Origin of the sequence: Streptomyces sp. NPDC052225 (genome assembly GCF_040679615.1) — a bacterium.
GTDB lineage: Bacteria > Actinomycetota > Actinomycetes > Streptomycetales > Streptomycetaceae > Streptomyces.
In genome coordinates, this window is sequence record NZ_JBFAVD010000010.1 from 101,292 (window position 1) to 117,363 (window position 16,072).

13 protein-coding genes are annotated in these 16,072 nt (G+C 70.4%); 6 read left to right on the forward strand and 7 right to left on the reverse strand.

Annotated elements, in window-relative coordinates:
• Positions 1 to 238: 238 nt before the first annotated feature.
• From AB0L37_RS17235 to AB0L37_RS17245, 3 genes are all read left to right on the forward strand, one after another.
• On the forward strand, positions 239 to 1,066 hold the full coding sequence (locus AB0L37_RS17235; protein WP_365505298.1) for an amidohydrolase family protein: 828 nt from the start codon (positions 239 to 241) through the stop codon (positions 1,064 to 1,066).
• A 36-nt stretch (positions 1,067 to 1,102) separates the two neighbouring features.
• Complete coding sequence (locus AB0L37_RS17240) at positions 1,103 to 2,089, forward strand: acetylxylan esterase (RefSeq protein ID WP_365505301.1); 987 nt, start codon at positions 1,103 to 1,105, stop codon at positions 2,087 to 2,089.
• 79 nt (positions 2,090 to 2,168) lie between these two features.
• A complete protein-coding gene (locus AB0L37_RS17245) occupies positions 2,169 to 2,906 on the forward strand; it encodes a GntR family transcriptional regulator (RefSeq protein WP_365505304.1) in 738 nt (245 codons plus the stop codon).
• Positions 2,907 to 3,006: 100 nt separating this feature from the next.
• Here AB0L37_RS17245 and AB0L37_RS17250 read toward each other — a convergent pair whose 3' ends face one another.
• From AB0L37_RS17250 to AB0L37_RS17275, 6 genes are all read right to left on the reverse strand, one after another.
• The gene (locus AB0L37_RS17250; RefSeq protein WP_365505308.1) at positions 3,007 to 4,980 is read right to left on the reverse strand and encodes a right-handed parallel beta-helix repeat-containing protein; all 1,974 of its coding nucleotides are present in this window, start codon (positions 4,978 to 4,980) and stop codon (positions 3,007 to 3,009) included.
• A 22-nt stretch (positions 4,981 to 5,002) separates the two neighbouring features.
• Positions 5,003 to 5,917 carry a carbohydrate ABC transporter permease gene (locus AB0L37_RS17255; protein ID WP_365505311.1) on the reverse strand — a complete coding sequence of 305 codons (915 nt, stop codon included), beginning with the start codon at positions 5,915 to 5,917 and terminating at the stop codon, positions 5,003 to 5,005.
• 12 nt (positions 5,918 to 5,929) lie between these two features.
• Positions 5,930 to 6,856: a sugar ABC transporter permease gene (locus tag AB0L37_RS17260; RefSeq protein ID WP_365505313.1), complete on the reverse strand. Its 927-nt coding sequence runs from the start codon at positions 6,854 to 6,856 to the stop codon at positions 5,930 to 5,932.
• On the reverse strand, positions 6,835 to 8,079 hold the full coding sequence (locus AB0L37_RS17265; protein ID WP_365505316.1) for an extracellular solute-binding protein: 1,245 nt from the start codon (positions 8,077 to 8,079) through the stop codon (positions 6,835 to 6,837). Before AB0L37_RS17265 ends, AB0L37_RS17260 begins: the two co-directional genes overlap by 22 nt.
• A 166-nt stretch (positions 8,080 to 8,245) precedes the next feature.
• A complete protein-coding gene (locus AB0L37_RS17270) occupies positions 8,246 to 10,201 on the reverse strand; it encodes a heparinase II/III family protein (RefSeq protein ID WP_365505319.1) in 1,956 nt (651 codons plus the stop codon).
• A 4-nt stretch (positions 10,202 to 10,205) separates the two neighbouring features.
• Entirely contained in the window at positions 10,206 to 11,483 is a 1,278-nt protein-coding gene (locus tag AB0L37_RS17275; RefSeq protein ID WP_365505322.1) for an alpha-L-fucosidase, read from the reverse strand.
• 136 nt (positions 11,484 to 11,619) lie between these two features.
• Here AB0L37_RS17275 and AB0L37_RS17280 point away from each other — a divergent pair, with 136 nt between their 5' ends.
• Positions 11,620 to 12,429 (forward strand): ribonuclease activity regulator RraA, encoded by an 810-nt coding sequence (locus AB0L37_RS17280; protein ID WP_365505324.1) that lies wholly within the window; start codon positions 11,620 to 11,622, stop codon positions 12,427 to 12,429.
• Positions 12,430 to 12,442: 13 nt separating this feature from the next.
• Here AB0L37_RS17280 and AB0L37_RS17285 read toward each other — a convergent pair whose 3' ends face one another.
• Complete coding sequence (locus AB0L37_RS17285) at positions 12,443 to 14,413, reverse strand: amino acid transporter (RefSeq protein WP_365505327.1); 1,971 nt, start codon at positions 14,411 to 14,413, stop codon at positions 12,443 to 12,445.
• Positions 14,414 to 14,540: 127 nt separating this feature from the next.
• On the opposite strand from AB0L37_RS17285, the gene AB0L37_RS17290 reads away from it, so the two are divergent.
• On the forward strand, positions 14,541 to 15,161 hold the full coding sequence (locus AB0L37_RS17290; protein ID WP_365505330.1) for a YigZ family protein: 621 nt from the start codon (positions 14,541 to 14,543) through the stop codon (positions 15,159 to 15,161).
• Between the two features lie 330 nt (positions 15,162 to 15,491).
• Positions 15,492 to 16,049 (forward strand): NADPH-dependent FMN reductase, encoded by a 558-nt coding sequence (gene ssuE / locus AB0L37_RS17295; protein ID WP_365505333.1) that lies wholly within the window; start codon positions 15,492 to 15,494, stop codon positions 16,047 to 16,049.
• Positions 16,050 to 16,072 lie beyond the last annotated feature (23 nt).

Below are 16,072 nucleotides of genomic sequence, written 5' to 3' on the forward strand. Positions count from 1 at the left end.
GGCGGTTCGGTGAGGGGCCGTCGGGCGGTCAGCCGAGGCCGGGGCCCCGACGACTCGCCCCCTGTCGGTGTGCCATCGGTCCGATCGGGCCTGAGCATCGAGAACACCCGCTCCCTCGTCACCTGCGTGACCTACGTATTGAACAATCGCCCATCGATAGACGATGGTTAGAGTCACCGGCGGGGAGCCGACGTGTCAATACGTAGGTGACGAGACGTAGGTGATGAGGGAGCGGACCGTGATCGACTGCCATGTCCACCTGTGGGACCCGGCCGAGGGGTTCGGATGGATCCGGCCGGGGAGCCCGCACCACCGGGTCTTCGACGAGAACGACCTCGGTCGATCGGGGCGTGCGGTAAGGGAGTTGGCGGGCGCCGTTCTCGTCGAGGCGTCGCGCGGTGACGTCGGTGAGACGCTCGCGCTGCGGGCCCTGCGGCTGCGCCGCCCGGACCTCGTCGCGGGCTACGTCGCGAACCTCCACGTGCACGGCGACGAGGGTGCCGACCGCTTCCGCGCCCGGCTGGACGCCTGGGGCGACTCCCGCCCCAACGGCATGCGGATGGGCGGCGCCACCTGGGCGGACACCCCCGAGGCCGCCCGCGCTCTGGTCCCCGTCCTCGCCGACAGCGGCCTCGTCCTCGAACTCAACCTCCACCAGGGCGCGTTGACCACCGCGGCCGAGATCGCCGCGCGGCACCCCGCCCTGACCGTCGTCGTCGACCACCTCGGCAACGCGCCGCACCCGCACACCCGGGACGCGACCGCCTGGCACCGGGACGTCGAACAAGCCGCCGCCGAACCGAACGTCCTGGTGAAGATCTCCGGGCTGCTCACCCAGCAGCACGGCATCGAACCGGCCCGTGTCGGCCGCCTGGTACGGCACGTCGTCGACACCCTCGGCCCCGGCCGCTGCCTCATCGGCTCCGACTGGCCCATCTGCCTGCCGCGCGGCTCACGCGCCGACTCCCTGGCCCTGTCCTGCGCGGGGCTCGACCACCTGACCGCCGGCGACCGCGAGCGCGTACGGCACACCAATGCCGTCCGCGCGTACCGGCTCGACCGCTGACCACCGGCCTCACCCCACTTCTCACGGAGGAACCCCATGGCCCAATTCGACCTGTCCCTCGACGAGTTGGAGCGCTACCGCCCCGACATCCCCGAGCCCGACGACCTCGACGCGTTCTGGCAGGAGACCCTCGCCGAGCAGGAACGCCACGACCTGGCCGCGACGTTCACCCCCGTCCACAACGGACTCGCCACCATCGACACCCTCGACGTCACCTTCGCCGGCTACGGCGGCCACCCCGTACGCGGCTGGCTCCACCTGCCCGTCACCCGCACCGGACCGCTGCCCGTCGTCGTCGAGTACCTGGGCTACGGCAGCGGACGCGGCGCCCCGCACGAGAAGCGGCTGTGGGCAGACGCCGGGTACGCGCACTTCGTCATGGACACCCGGGGGCAGGGCGCCGAGACACCCGACCCCGACCCGGCCACCGGCGACGTCGCCGCCCCCGGCTTCCTCACCCGCGGTGTTCTCGACCCGAGACGCTCCTTCTACCGGCGCCTGTACACCGACGCCGTGCGCGCCGTCGCCGCCGCGCGCACGCACGACGCCGTCGACCCCGCCCGCACCGTCGTCACCGGCACCAGCCAGGGCGGCGGCATCGCCCTCGCGGCCGCGGGGCTGGTCCCCGGCCTGGTGGCCTGTATGCCGGACGTCCCGTTCCTGTGCCACTTCCCGCGCGCCACCACGATCACCGACATGCCCCCGTACGCCGAGGTCACCAAGTATGTGAAGCTGCACCGCGAGCACGCCGCCACCGTGGTCCGCACCCTGTCCTACGTCGACGCCGCCACCCTGGCCCGCAGGGCGAGCGCGCCGACGCTCTTCTCGGCCGGCCTGATGGACCACATCTGCCCGCCGTCCACCGTGTACGCGGCGTTCAACCATTACGGCGCGCTGCGCAATGTCGACCAGGCGGACAAGCAGATACGGGCTTATCCGTTCAATGACCACGAAGGCGGCGGGCCCACCCACGAGGTCGTGAAATTGGAATGGCTGGCCAAGCAGCTGGAAACATCCGTGTGATTCCATCGATAGACGATGGGTGCGTATCATGGCCCGACAAGGGATCAACTGACGTGCCCCGGCGCGGGATTGGGAATTCATGGCATCTGACGCGTCCGGTGGTTTTGTCTCCACGCTGGCTACGAACAAGGACCGGTTCCGCAAGACCCTGATCTCGGACCAGGTGTACGACCTGCTCCGGCAGGCCGTCGTGGAGGGCGACCTCGAACCGAACGACCGGGTGGTCGAGTCGGAGATCGCGCGCCGGCTCGGGGTCAGCCAGGCCCCGGTGCGCGAGGCGGTCAAGCGTCTCGCCCGCGAGGGCCTGCTGATGCACGTGCCGCGCCGTGGCCACTTCGTGGTCGAGATCTCCTCCAAGGACGCCGAGTACGCCCGGCAGGTGCGTGAGCCCCTTGAGCGCCTCGCCGCGCAGCTGGCCTGCGAGCACGCCACCGAGGAGCAGCTCGCCGAGCTCGACGGGGTGGTGGACCGGATGCACGAGGCGGTCGCCGCGGGCGACGTCAGCGGCTTCCGGGACGCCGACATCGCCTTCCACACCCTGGTCGGCCAGTTCGCCGGCAACCCGTTCCTGGCGCGGATGTGGGAGGTCATCGAGCCGAGCCTGCGCACCCTGCGGGCCATCTCCGACCCGCTCTTCGACGGCGACCGGCATGCGATGGCCGAGGAGCACGGCCGTCTCGTGGGCCTGCTCAGGTCCGGTGAGCCCGACAAGGCCGGCGCGGCGTTCGCCGACCACGCGGCGGGGCGCGGGCCCGTGCCGGACGCCCGCGAGGCGAAGAAGCCGCGTCAGCGGGCCGCCGCGAAGAAATCCGGCTGACCGGATCCCCCGACCCAATAGTGGGGCCCTGATGCGGAATTCCGCATCAGGGCCCCACTGTTTTGCATGCGAGTTGCAGAGACTGCGGGAAATCGGGGAATTATCGGCGGGCGCCCGCCGTCCACTTCGACGCGCCGTACTGATACGCGCCCAGACTCGGTGTCGCGTCCGTGGAACCGTCATTGATCCCCGGCAGCGGGATCGCCGCATTGCGCGCCGGGGAATCGGCGGTCAGCCGGAAGTCGTGGTTCGCCGCGTCGACGAAGAGCGGCTCGGTCTCCGGGGGAAGGTTGTTCGACAGGACGAGACCGCCGTTCGTGGCGTCGGTCAGGCCCCGGATCGTGCCGATGTTGTTGTAGATCTTCGTGCCGGTCGACGCGTTGGGCTCCTTCACGTAGAAGAGCGTCATGCCGCCCGTGTTGTTGGCGACGAGGTTGTCGTGCGACCCGGTGCCGAGACCGTTGAGCATGACCGTGCCCTCGCGGTTGCCCCAGCCCACGTTGTTGTGGATCCGCAGATCGCTCTGCCCGTTGTCCGCGTAGACCCCGGAGATGCCGAACGTCGAGGACGTCGTGGTCGGCGCGGGATCGTGCAGCACGTTGTGGTCGACGGACGAACCCATCATGTACGCGCTGCAACAGGTGTAGATCGCGGCGACGTCCAGGCTCAGGCGCGCGTACCCGGAGATGTCGTTGTACGCGATGACGTCCTTGCCAGGGTCGAGCCCCTCCACCGTGTTCCACTGGAGGTTGATGCCGCTGCGGCCGACGCGGGAGATCGTGTTGTGGGTGACGGTCTGGCTGTTGCCCTGCACGGCGACGCCGGCCGCGTAGGTGCCCATGTAGTCGACGTCGTGGATGACGTTGTCGGTCGCGGTGTTGTTCTGGCCGCGCAGCGCGATGCCGTTCCCGGCGCTCAGCGCCAGATCGCTGTTCACGACCTTGTTGTACGTCCCGTCGATGACGAGCCCGGTGTCGGGCACGCCCCGCGTCACCGTCGAGCCGCAGTCCGTGGCGCCCCGGGTGATGTCCGTGTAGTGCGACAGATAGCGGCCCTTGATGCCGTCGAGAGTGACGCCGGTGCTGGTGGGGCCCGTCTCCACGGTCGTGCCGAACAGGCTGATCCCGGCGACCTTCGTGTGGCTGGTCTGCCTCAGGTCGAGGCCCAGGGTGCGGCGCTTGGCCTCGATGGTGTGGCCGGACGGCGCGTCGGCGCTGTACACGTACAGGCGCTTGGCGGCCGGGTCGTAGAACCACTCGCCGGGGTGCGCGAGTTCGCCGATCTTGCCGGACAGGGCGTACCGCGTCTCCTTGGGTACGACCTTGTGGACGCACGGCGGTGCCACGTCGAGGGTGACCGAGCCGACGGCCGAGCTCTTCACGGTGCCGGTGGCGGAGACGTACCAGTAGCCGGTGAGGGCCCGCGCGCCGTCCCAGTAACCGGCCGGGCGGGTCAGGTCCGCGTCGGCGATCGTGGCGTTCGCGCTGCCCTCACCGGCGTACTGGAGCGAGGGGCCGAGCGGGTCGAGTCCGGGGTAGGGCCACTGGGCCTCGACGCCCATCGTGCGGTCGGTGAAGATCTGCACCGTGGACACGTCGGAGCCGAGGTCGACGTCGGTGCTGTAGACGTGCCCCGCCGTCACCGCGTCGCTGAACTGCGAGTCGGCGGCGTACGGATCACTCTTCGCGATCTGTGCGACGTCGGCGGCGGTCACCGGCGCGAAGCCGGTGAGCTTCGAGGTGCCGCTGACCGTCACGTCCGCGCCGGGCGCCGCCCGGTACGTGATCGGCAGCTCGGGGCTGCCGGACCGGGCGGGCACCACCGTCTCCTCGTACCGGCCGGACACGATCTCGCACGTGTCGCCCGGCACCATCACGTCGGCGCACTTCTGGATGTTCCGGAAGGGGTACGTCGCGTTCGTGCCCGCGTTGGTGTCGGCGCCGTACGGGCCGACGTAATACACCGTCCCCGCTTGGGACTTGACCGGATGCGCGGTGGCCGGATGACCGGCCACGACCACCGCGAGCGAGGCGAGCAGGACGGCCGCGCCGCGATGTCTCCATCTCCTGGTCACTGCGTGATCCTTTCTGTGGGGATCAGCCCTTGACGGCGCCGACCGTGAGACCGCTGATGATGTGGCGCTGCATGTAGATGAAGAAGATGACGACGGGCGCGACGGCGAGCAGCAGGTTGGGGAACACCTTCGTCAGGTCCGTCGAGTACTGGCTGATGCCGGCGTAGATCGCCGTCGTCACCGTGTAGTGGCCCGACGAGGGGCTGAGCAGGATCTGCGGGGACACGAAGTCGTTCCAGATCCCTATGGAGTTGAGGATCAGGACCGTGACGACCGCGGGGCGCATCAGGGGGAAGATGATGGTCCAGAAGGTGCGGTAGCGGCCCGCGCCGTCGATCGTCGCCGCGTGGTCGATGTCCACCGGGATCGTGCGGATGAAGCCGACGAACAGGAAGATGCTCACCGGCAGCGTCGACGCCACGTCGTGCGCGACCAGACCCGTCACCGTGTTCGCCAGACCGATCTCCCGCAGCACGTAGATCACCGGGATGATCACGGCGGCGCCGGGGATGAACGTGCCCGCGAGGAAGTACAGCAGCACCAGTTGCGTACGCCGCTTCAGGCTGCGCGCGATCGCGTACGCGGCCGGACCCGCGAGCAGGATGCAGAAGACGTCCACGAGCACGACGAGGAAGAGCGTGAAGCCGTACCCGCCGATGACGTTGAACTGCGGGCTGCTGATCGCCGCCGACATGTGCGCGAACGTGAGCTCGCCCAGCGGGATCGAGAACGGGTTGTCGAGGATGTCCTGCTGCGACTTGAACGCGTTCACGACGAGCAGGTAGATCGGCACGACCATGACGACGAACAGCACACCGAGCAGCACCCAGCGCACGGGCGAACGCGACTCCTCGCGGTCCGCGCGCGGCCCGTCGTCGCCCTTGATCCTTGCGGGTACGGCCTTCGGCCGGTCGTCGGCCTGTGCCTCAAGAGTCACCACTACCGGCTCCTAACTCCCTGTCGCGGCTTGGTCTTGACGGTTGCGCAGCGCCGTCACGAGGAGGGCGAGCACGGCGGACACCACCATCAGGAACACCGCCTGCGCGGTCGCGTAACCGACCTTGGTGCCCTCGAAGGACCGGGCGAGGATGAGATACGTGAAGGTCTGCGTCGACCCGGCGGGACCGCCGCCGGTGAGGCTGACCACGATGTCGTACGCCCGGATGAGCCCCACCAGGTTGAGCACCGTCGCGACCGTCACCACGGGCGCGATCATGGGGATCACGACACGCAGATTGATCTGCCGCCTGTTCGCGCCGTCGATCGCGGCGGCCTCCAGCAGCTCGGCCGGCACGGTCTGGAGGGCGGCCACGAACAGGACGACGTTGAAGCCGAAGCCCGCCCACACGATCACCGCGATCAGTGAGACCAGCGCGAACTGCTCGTCGAAGAGGAAGCCCACCGGAGCGATGCCGAACTTCGCGAGGGTGTTGTTGATCGCCCCGTTCGTGCCGAGGATCGCCGCCCACAGATAGCCGAGGATCAGCGCGCTGATCACGTGCGGGAAGTAGGCGACGGCCCGGAAGAACGAGTTCGTGCGCGACTTGGCCTTGAGCGCGAGCGCGTAGACGAGCCCCAGGCCCACCATGAGGGCCGTGCCCGCCACGGCGATCAGCGCCGTCACGTACCAGGCGTCCGTCGAACTCGGGTCGTCGAAGAGGTGCTTGTAGTTGTCGAGCCCGATGAACGACGCCGTGGAGAAGCCGTCCCAGTCGGTCAGGCTCAGGTACACGGCGACGACGACCGGCACGACCGTCATCACCGTGTACAGGAGGACGGCCGGTCCCATCATCCCGAGGGAGACGGCCGTGTGGCGCAGCCGGGCCCGGTTCCTGCCGCGCCGCTGTGCCTCGGTCAGCCCTGCGAGTTCCACCACTTGTCCAATCCGTCGGCGACGGCCTGGGGCGACGCTCCGGAGTACAGGGACTGGACCTGCTTGTTGAGCTCGTCGCTGAACCCGGCGACCGGCTGGTTCGCGCCCGACTTCACGAGCACCGACGGCGCCTTGTCGAGGATCCTCTGCACCGACGTGCCGAGGCTCGACATCGGGTACGAGAAGCCCGAGCGCATGTTGCCGTCCGAGGCCAGCTGGCTCTTGATGGCGGCCGGGTCGGTGGTCGCCCACTTCACGAAGTCGATGGCCTCGGCCTTGTGCGGCGACTTGTTCACCACGACGTACGGGTTGGAGATGTTGCCGAACTGGCCGGACGGGTACGCCCCGTCGGTCGGCATGGTGAACACCCCGATCTCGTCGCTCTTCTTCGCGGCGTCGGCGGCGGGCACGAAGAACGAACCCATGATGTACATGGCCGACTTGCCGTTCAGGAACGCCGTCTGGCCGTCCGCGTAGGTGACGCCGAGCGCGCTCTTGTCGAGGTAGCCCTTGTCGATCCACCCCTTGTAGTCCTTGAGGTAGTCGACGTAGCCGCTGTCGGCGAAGGACACCTTGCCGTCGTTGCGCTTCGCGGTCCACTTGGGGTCGGCGGTGAGCACGCCCGCGTCGGCCATCATCGAGAACTGGCCGCCGGTCACCCACTGACCGGCCGTCTGGAGCGGCTTGTACCCGGAGCTCTTCAACTCGCCCATGGCGGCCGTGAAGTCGTCCATGGTGCGGATCTTCGACGTGTCCAGGCCGGCCTTCTTGAAAGCGGCCTTGTTGTAGAAGACGAGCGACTGGATCTGCTCGCCCACGCCCACCATGTAACGCTTGCCGTCGACGGCGTACTGGTCGGCCAGCGGCGTCTTCGCCGTCCACGACTCGTCGGTCAGGTCGGCGAAGAGCGAGGCGGTGTCGGCGTTCGGCGTGATCTGCTGCACGACGTCCGGCGGGTCGCCGGCCGCCAGGTCCTGGCGCAGCTTCGCGTCGGCCGCGATGGTGCCGGTCAGCTCCAGCTTCACCGTCACGCCCGGGTGGGCCTTCTCGTACTTCGCGAACAGGTCGTTCCAGTACTTCTCCGTCAGGTTCGGCGTGATGTTCACGATGACCCGGAGGGTCGTGCCCCCCGCGGCCTGGTCGGACCCGCCGCCGCAGGCGACGGCCGACGCCATCACCAGGGGAGCCACGGTGAGCCCGCAGGCACGGCGCCACATTGATCTCATCGGACACGCTCCGTTGCGTAGTCGTGGTGCTGAACAGTTCTGGTCAGCGAGGAAGAGTCGGTGGTGAATAATCGATAGCTGGTGTCCGGCCGCCGGATTCCCGGTGAAGCAGGGGAGGGGGAAGGTGCGGCGGGGTGGCGAGCGCCCGTCCGTCGACGACTATCGTCTATCGATTACTGATGCCGATGCTATGGGCGGCCGTTCGCTTGTTCAAGAGTCGTGCAGCGACCAACCAACGTACGGACAGGCGCCCTTCGGGATCCGGGCACCGCGCCGTGAGGCTGAGCCGGGTCAGCTGGTCTCCCCAACTCCTGGTCAGGAGCGGGTCGTCGAGGTTCCGGGTGACGACCGTGGGGGTCGCGAGAGGCGCGGCCCACTCCATGCGAAGGCCTGTGCCGTCCGGTGCGCGGACCGTGGCCCAGCCGTCGCCGTGCTCGACGTGACCGGCCAGGACATGGTGCACCACCACGCTGTCCGGGCCGCCGCGCCACCGGTCCTCGACGCTCACGTGCGCGGGGCCGGTGCCGGTCGCCCGGGTCAGCCGCACCGTACGGTCCCAGCGTTCGACGACGCCCGAGGGGTACGCGGCACCGATCTCGGCGCTCAACTCGGCTGCCTCGTCGTCGAGTTCGATACATACGTCACGGGCGCGGTGCTCCGGGCCCGGCCGTTGCGCGGCGCCGGGCTCGGGGACGTTGTGCCAGTCGCTGCGGAACGGCCAGGCCGCGTACCGGTCGGGCCCGAACGTCGCCGTCGTGTACGTGGGTCTGCCGACGTCCACCACCAGGGGCCGGCCGTGCACCGCGACCCAGTACGAGCCGACGTCGAGGTGGTTGTGGTGCTCGCCGTTGTGGCCCGCCTTCCCCGCGACCGTCAGCCCTTCGGTGCACCCCGCCGTCTCGCGGGCCACCAGGATCTGGAGCCGGGGCAGCCAGGTCTCGCGCGCCAGCCAGGGCGATGTCGCGGGTGGTCGCGGCGCGGTGACCGCCCGGCACCAGTCGGCGTCGGCCAGCGCGGTGAGCGCCCTGCCGAGCCCGGCGCGCGGCGCCACGGCCCGGCCCCGTGCCCCGGCCACGGCGTGCGCCACGGTCTCCGGCTGTCCGAGCCGCGCGCCCCAGCGGTAGGGGACCTGCCAGGGCTGCTGAGGGTCGAGCCGGGCGGGCGCGTCGCCCACGTTCACGTACCAGGCGCCGCCGAGGTGCATACGCTGCGGATACCTCAACAGCGCGGCGAGCAGCGGGAGTCGACGGGCGTCCAGGTCCTGGCCTCCGGTCTCGGTGAGCAGATCGAGGATCTCCAGGAGCCGGCACGCGCCCACCCACCAGTACGCGATGCCCTCGTCGATGCCGCCGTCGTCGGGCAGCGCCGCAGCGTAGTGGTCGAGGCCCGCCACGACGTGGGCGACGAGCCGCGCGCGCCGGACGGCGTCGTCGCACAGCAGGAGCGCGCAGGCGAGCACTGCGCCGTGGATCCACGGGTTCCAGTTGTTGGCGCTCCCGTCGGCGCCGATCCAGCGCCAGTCCCGGCGCCGCTCGAACGGCAGCAGCACCCGCCGCTCCACCTCACGGCGCAGGCGACGGCGCAACCCCGGTGCGCGCCGGTCGAGATGGGGGCCGAGCGCGTGGTCCGCCCATGCGAACAGGGCGGCGACCTCGGCGGCGCCCAGGTCCAGGTAGGGGGAGTCGGGGTCCGGCACGACCTCGCCGCGCTCCGCCGTGAACCGGTCGTGCGGCGCCCAGCACCAGGTGCTCGCCTCGGCGAACGCCATGAGCCCGTCGACCACCGCGTCCAGATGCGGGCACGCGCCGGGCGGCTCGGTGGCGTCGGCGACCTCGCCGGTCAGGACGGCGGCGAGGGCGAGCCCTGCGACCCGTTCCTGGAGATCCCAGGCGGCGTCCTCGTACGCGCTCCGGTCGCCGTCCCGGAAGGCGCGGGCCCACGCCCCGGCGGACAGGGTGGGCGCGGGGCGGGCCAACTCCTGTGCGGCATCGGCCAGTACGGACGCTCGGAGATCCGCGGGCACCGCGTCCCACACGGCGCGGCGGGTGACGTCGGGGACCTTCACCCGTCCCGTCGGCGCGGGGAGCGGGTGCCCGAGGAGCTCGCTCAGTGGTCCCGGCACGCCCTCACGCCTCCTCGTCCAGTTCCAGCTCGATCACCGGCAGGAGCACGTCGGGCCGGGCGATCGGCAGGTTCAGGGTGAGGGTGCCCGCGGGCTGGCCGGGCGGCGCCAGGTTGTTGTGCTCGTGCCGGGCGCCGTCCGTCTCCTGGAAGCGGATCTCCGAGCCGTCGTGCAGGAGTTGGGCGTAGCGCACACGCCCCGCGAGCCCCGGCAGATGGAGGTGCTTGAGCGGCCAGGCGAGCAGATGCAGGTAGAGGTGGCGTCCGCGCCGCGTGTACAGGGCGTTCGCGGGCGCCTCGTACGTGCTCGGCCCGGCGCCGCGCACGGCCCGCGCGTGCAGGGCGGTCCACTCGCCGATGGCGGCCAGCGTCGCGCGGGCCCTCGGGTCGAGGTTGCCGCGGCCGGTGGGCCCGACGTTCAGGATGAGGTTGCCGCCGCAGGCCACGGACTGCACCAGCATGCGCACGAGCAGGCCCGGGTCCTTGTAGTCGTGGTTGTCGCGGTCGTACCCCCACGATCCGTTGAGGGTGTGGCACGCCTCCCAGCGCACCGGCTCGCCGTCGCGCTCAAGAGGCCGGTCGGGCTGGTACTGCTCGGGGGTCACGTAGTCGCCGGGCACGCCCATCCGGTCGTTGACGAGGATGCCCGGCTGCAACTCCCGTACGAGACGCATCAGTTCGTCGGCGCCCCACTCCTTCGGCCCCTTCTCCGGGTAGCTGAAGTCGAAGAAGAGCAGGTCGATGTCGCCGTAGCCGGTGAGGAGTTCGCGTATCTGCCCCGTCATGTACGCGCGATAGCGGGCCATGTCGCGGTGTTCCCGCTCCGCCGGCGTGCCGCGCAGCGGATGGTGCTCGTCGACCGTGAAGTCCGGGTGGTGCCAGTCCAGGAGCGAGTAGTACAGGCCCACCCGCAGTCCCTCGGCGCGCATCGCGTCGACGAACTCCCGCACCAGGTCACGCCCGGTCGCGCTGGCCGACGTGTAGTCGGTCAGGGCCGAGTCGAACAGGCAGAAGCCGTCGTGGTGCTTGGCGGTCAGGACCGCGTACCGCATCCCCGACTCCCGGGCGGTGCGCGCCAGTTGGCGGGCATCGAACAGATCGGGATCGAACCGGTGCAGGTAACGGTCGTACTCCTGCTGCGACATGGCCTCCCGGCTGCGCACCCACTCGTGCCGCGCGGCCGGGCTGTACAGGCCGAAGTGCACGAAGAGGCCGAACCGCGCCTCGTCGAACCACCCTGTGGACGGGGCGAGTTGAGCGGATTCGGGATGAGCACCGGTCACGGGGGATCTCCTGACGGACGCGTGGACATCAATGGACGGACGCATTGACATCACTAATCGATTGGCTGTTATCTACCATCGATAGGCGATGATGTCACTGGCGTTGCGTGCGACGTGCACGCGGAGAGGCAAGTGCATGCACCCGACTGGGGATCAGCAAACGGCGCTCACGGGGGTGCCCCGTGACTACGAGTCGATGCGGGCGCCGGTCCACACCGCCACGTACAGCCGGCCCACCCCGCGCATGGTGGAGGCGTTGCGCGAGGTGAGCGCGGCGACGGCCTGCGCGAAGCTGCACCAGATGGGCATCACCCGGACGTTCATCGACGGACCGGTGCCGCTGCACCGCGAACCGGACGTGAAGATCACCGGTGGTGCCGTGACGCTTCAGTTCCTGCCGCAGCGCGAGGACGTGTTCAACGGCGCGGAACAGGAGGACATCGAGCGCAAGACCCCGCTGTGGGGCGTCCTGGAGTCGATCAGACCCGGGGACGTGCTCGTGGTGTCGGCCCACGGCAGCCACTTCACAGGCTGCCTCGGCGACATGCTCGTGCGCTACTTCAAGCTGCGCGGCGGCGCCGGCATCGTCGTCGACGGGCGGGTGCGGGACGCGGCGCGGATCCGGGCGCTCGGCGTGCCCGTCTGGTGCACCGGCGTCACCCCGCACTACGCGTCGCAGACCGAGCTGTTCCCCTCGGCGTTCAACGTGCCGGTGGGCGTGGGCGGTTCACTCGTCACGCCCGGCGATCTGATCGTCGCCGACGAGGACGGCGCCGTCGTCGTCCCGCAGGACAAGGCGGTCCCGCTCGCCGAGGACTCCCTGCTGCACCAGGACAGGGAGGCGTTCGCGCGCCGCCGCCTCGACGAGGGCGCGCGCCTGTCCGACTACTACCCGCTGACCGGAGAAGGCCTCACCGAGTATCTGGCGAGCCGCACCGGCAGCTGACAGGCCGGGTCGGTCAGCCGACGTGCACGCGCGGCCGCAGCTCCGGGTCGGACTCCGCGCGCCGCAGCACCTCCCGCGTCACCGGCGCGACCTCGCCGTCGCCGAAGACGAGGAAGCGCAGCAGATGGCTGACCGGATGGCCCTCGGTCCAGTTGAAGTAGGCGTGCGGCACCTCGCCCGTGCGCTCGCGCAGGTTCATCAGGACCGCGGCGACGGTGTTCGGGACGCCGGGCCCGTGCACCCGCAGGCGGCGCACCCCGTGCTTCTCGTCGCCGTGCACGACAAGGTCCTCGGTGAAGTCGGAGGAGTCCTGGATGAACACCTCGAGGAAGAGCACCGGGCCGCCCTCGGGGATGTGCGTGTCCTCGCGCTGGCAGTACTCCTTGGCGCGGTACTCGGCCGTGCTGTGTTCCTGCGGCTCGTTCGCGATGATCCGCAGCGGGCCCTGCGCGGCCGCCTCGTCGATGAGGCGTTCGGCCGTCTCGTCGTACGTCACCGCGCCCGCGCGCAGTTCGAAGGCGCGGTGCACGCGCGACGCGAAGGAGGAGACCAGGATCGCCACGATGAAGATGAGGGCGATCTTGATGCCGTCGGGGCGCTCCACCACGTTCGTGACGAGCGTGTACGCGAAGACGGCCGTGATCGCGCCGAAGCCGATCGTCGCCCGGCGGCGTCCGCGCCGGTGGACCGCGACCGTCGAGGCGAAGGAGGCGGAGAGCATCAGGACCAGGACACCGGTGGCGTAGGCGCCGGACTGCTCGTCGACGTTCGCGTTGAACCAGAGAGTGATCGCGACGGCGGCCGCCATGAAGGTCAGCACGAGGGGGCGCACGGCCCGGGTCCACTCGGGGGCCATGCCGTAGCGCGGCAGATAGCGCGGCACCAGGTTGAGCAGCCCCGCCATGGCGGAGGCGCCGGCGAACCACAGGATGGCGATCGTCGAGATGTCGTACACCGTGCCGAAGGCTTCGCCGAGGTACTTGTGCGCGAGATACGCGAGCGCACGCCCGTTCGCCGAGCCGCCCGCCTTGAACTCGTCCTGCGGGATCAGGATCGTCGTCGCCAGGCTGGACAGGAGCAGGAAACCGCTCATGATCAGCGCGGCCGTGGTGAGCAGCTTGCGGGTGTCACGGATCCGGCCCGCCGGCTTCGCGTACGTGTCCGTGGAGTCGCCCCGCACCTGCGGCATCACGGCGACACCGGTCTCGAAGCCGGACATGCCGAGCGCCAGCTTCGGGAAGACGAGCAGCGCGACGCCGACCATCACGAACGGCGAGGAGTGCTCCGCCGTCATCGCGTCCCACCAGTCGGTGATCTTCACCGGCGCGGTGAGCACATGGGTGGCGGCCGTGACCAGCACGACCACGTTCAGCGTGAGATACGCGCCGACCAGCACCACGGCGACCCGGATCGCCTCCTGGAAGCCCTTGAGGAAGACCGCGCCGAGCGCCGCGAGCAGGGCCAGCGTGATCCACGTGTTCGCGCCGTGCAGCGACTCGGGGGCGAACGGGTTCTCGACGACGTGCGCCGCGGCGTCCGCCGCCGACAGCGTCATCGTGATCATGAAGTCGGTGGCCGCGAAGCCGAGCAGCACCAGGACGAACAGCTTCCCCGCCCACCACGGAAGCAGCCGCTCCAGCATCGCGATCGACCCCTCGCCGTGCGGCGACTCCTTCGCGACCCTGCGGTACACGGGCAGCGCGCCCAGGAGGGTGAGCGCGATCAGGACGAGGGTGGCGAGCGGCGACAGCAGACCGGCGGCGAGCGCCGCGATGCCCGGCTGGTAGCCGAGCGTGGAGAAGTAGTCCACACCCGTCAGACACATCACGCGCCACCACTTGTGGCCCTTGTGCTCCTCGGGGGCGTGCCCGTGCGGCCCCTGGTGACGGGCCGTCCGCTCGCTCAGGCCGTCGAGCAGCCAGGACCGCCAGCGGTGCGTGGGGGCAGGCGTGGCGGCAGGGCTCTCGGCCTGGATGCCGGTCATGGGCGGACGCTTCCTGTTCGGACGGCTCTGACGACGACGTACGTGACGACGAGCGAGTATCCAGCACATCGTCACCTGTGCACCGGGCGGGGGCGAGCCCGGTGCCACCTGCGCATACGCTGGTCCGATGCAGGACGAGTACCGCACGGTGGCCCACGAGGGCGTGCACGAGACAGAGATCAACCGCTCCCGGTTCCTGTGCGCCCTCGCGCCCGCCGCCACCGAGGAGGAGGCCCAGGCCTTCGTCGCGCGCGTCCGCAAGGAGCACCCGACGGCCACCCACAACTGCTACGCGTACGTCATCGGCGCCGACGCCTCCGTGCAGAAGGCGAGCGACGACGGGGAGCCGGGAGGCACCGCGGGCGTCCCCATGCTCCAGATGCTCACCCGGCGCGAGATGCGGTACGTCGTCGCCGTCGTCACGCGCTACTACGGCGGGGTGAAGCTCGGCGCGGGCGGCCTCATCCGTGCCTACGGAGGAGCGGTCGGGGAGGCCCTCGACGCACTCGGCACCGTGACCCGGCGGCGCTTCCGGCTCGCCACGGTCACCGTCGACCACGCGCGGGCCGGGAAGATGGAGAACGACCTGCGGTCCACCGGGCGCGAGGTCCGCGAGGTCCGCTACGGCGAGGACGTGGCCATCGAGATCGGCCTGCCGGAGTCGGACGTGGAGCGGTTCACGGCGTGGCTGGCGGATGCGAGCGCGGGGTCGGCGGGGTTGGAGCTGGGCGGCGAAGCGTACGGGTGAGCGCCCCGCCGCGGCCTGCCGTGGTCCGCTGCGGGCCGCGTATGACCGGCGTGTGAACAGCCGCCCGGATCTCTCGACGCGGCGCCGGTCCTGCTGCTGTAATCGCGACATGGATGCAGGGCGAAACGACCTCACGCGGCGACGTCACGTCGACCTCGCGCGCGTGTGCAGCGCGGGCTGTCGCTGAGACCCTTCGTACGCCGTCACTCCTCCCGCCCGTAAGGCGGTCGAGGCTTCTCCGTCTGTCTCAGGCTGTCTCCATCTGTCTCCGTGTGCCTCCGTGCCCGCACGCCCGCACGTCCTTGGACACGTACCCGTAAAGGACCTCCCGTGGCCGTCCTCCTCGCCCTCACCGGCAGCGCCTCCGCCCCCGGTTCCTCCCGCACCGCCCGCCTCGTCCAGGACATAGGCCGCCGCTACGCCGCGCGCGGCCACGAGGTCCGCCACCTCGACGTGCGCGATCTTCCCGCCGATGCGCTGCTCTCAGCCGACGCCGCCGACCCCCAGGTCGCCCGCGCCGTCGGTCTCGTGGCCCGCGCCGACGCCCTGATCGTCGCGAGCCCCGTCTACAAGGCCGCGTACTCCGGCGTCCTGAAGACCTTCCTCGACCTGCTGCCGCAGTACGCGCTGCGCGGGAAGCCCGTGCTGCCACTGGCCACCGGCGGCTCGCCCGCGCACGTCCTCGCCGTCGACTACGCGCTGCGCCCCGTCCTCACGTCGCTGGGCGCGGACGTCGCGCAGGGCTGGTTCGTCCTCGACCGGCACATCACCGTCGCCGCCGACGGGGCCGTCACGCTCGCGCCCGAGACGCGGGAGGCGCTCGACCCGGTCCTCGACCGCTTCGAAGGCGGACTGCCCGCGGCCGGGGCGCGTCTCGCCGCCGCGTAGTACCTCCCCGGCTCCCGTAAGGA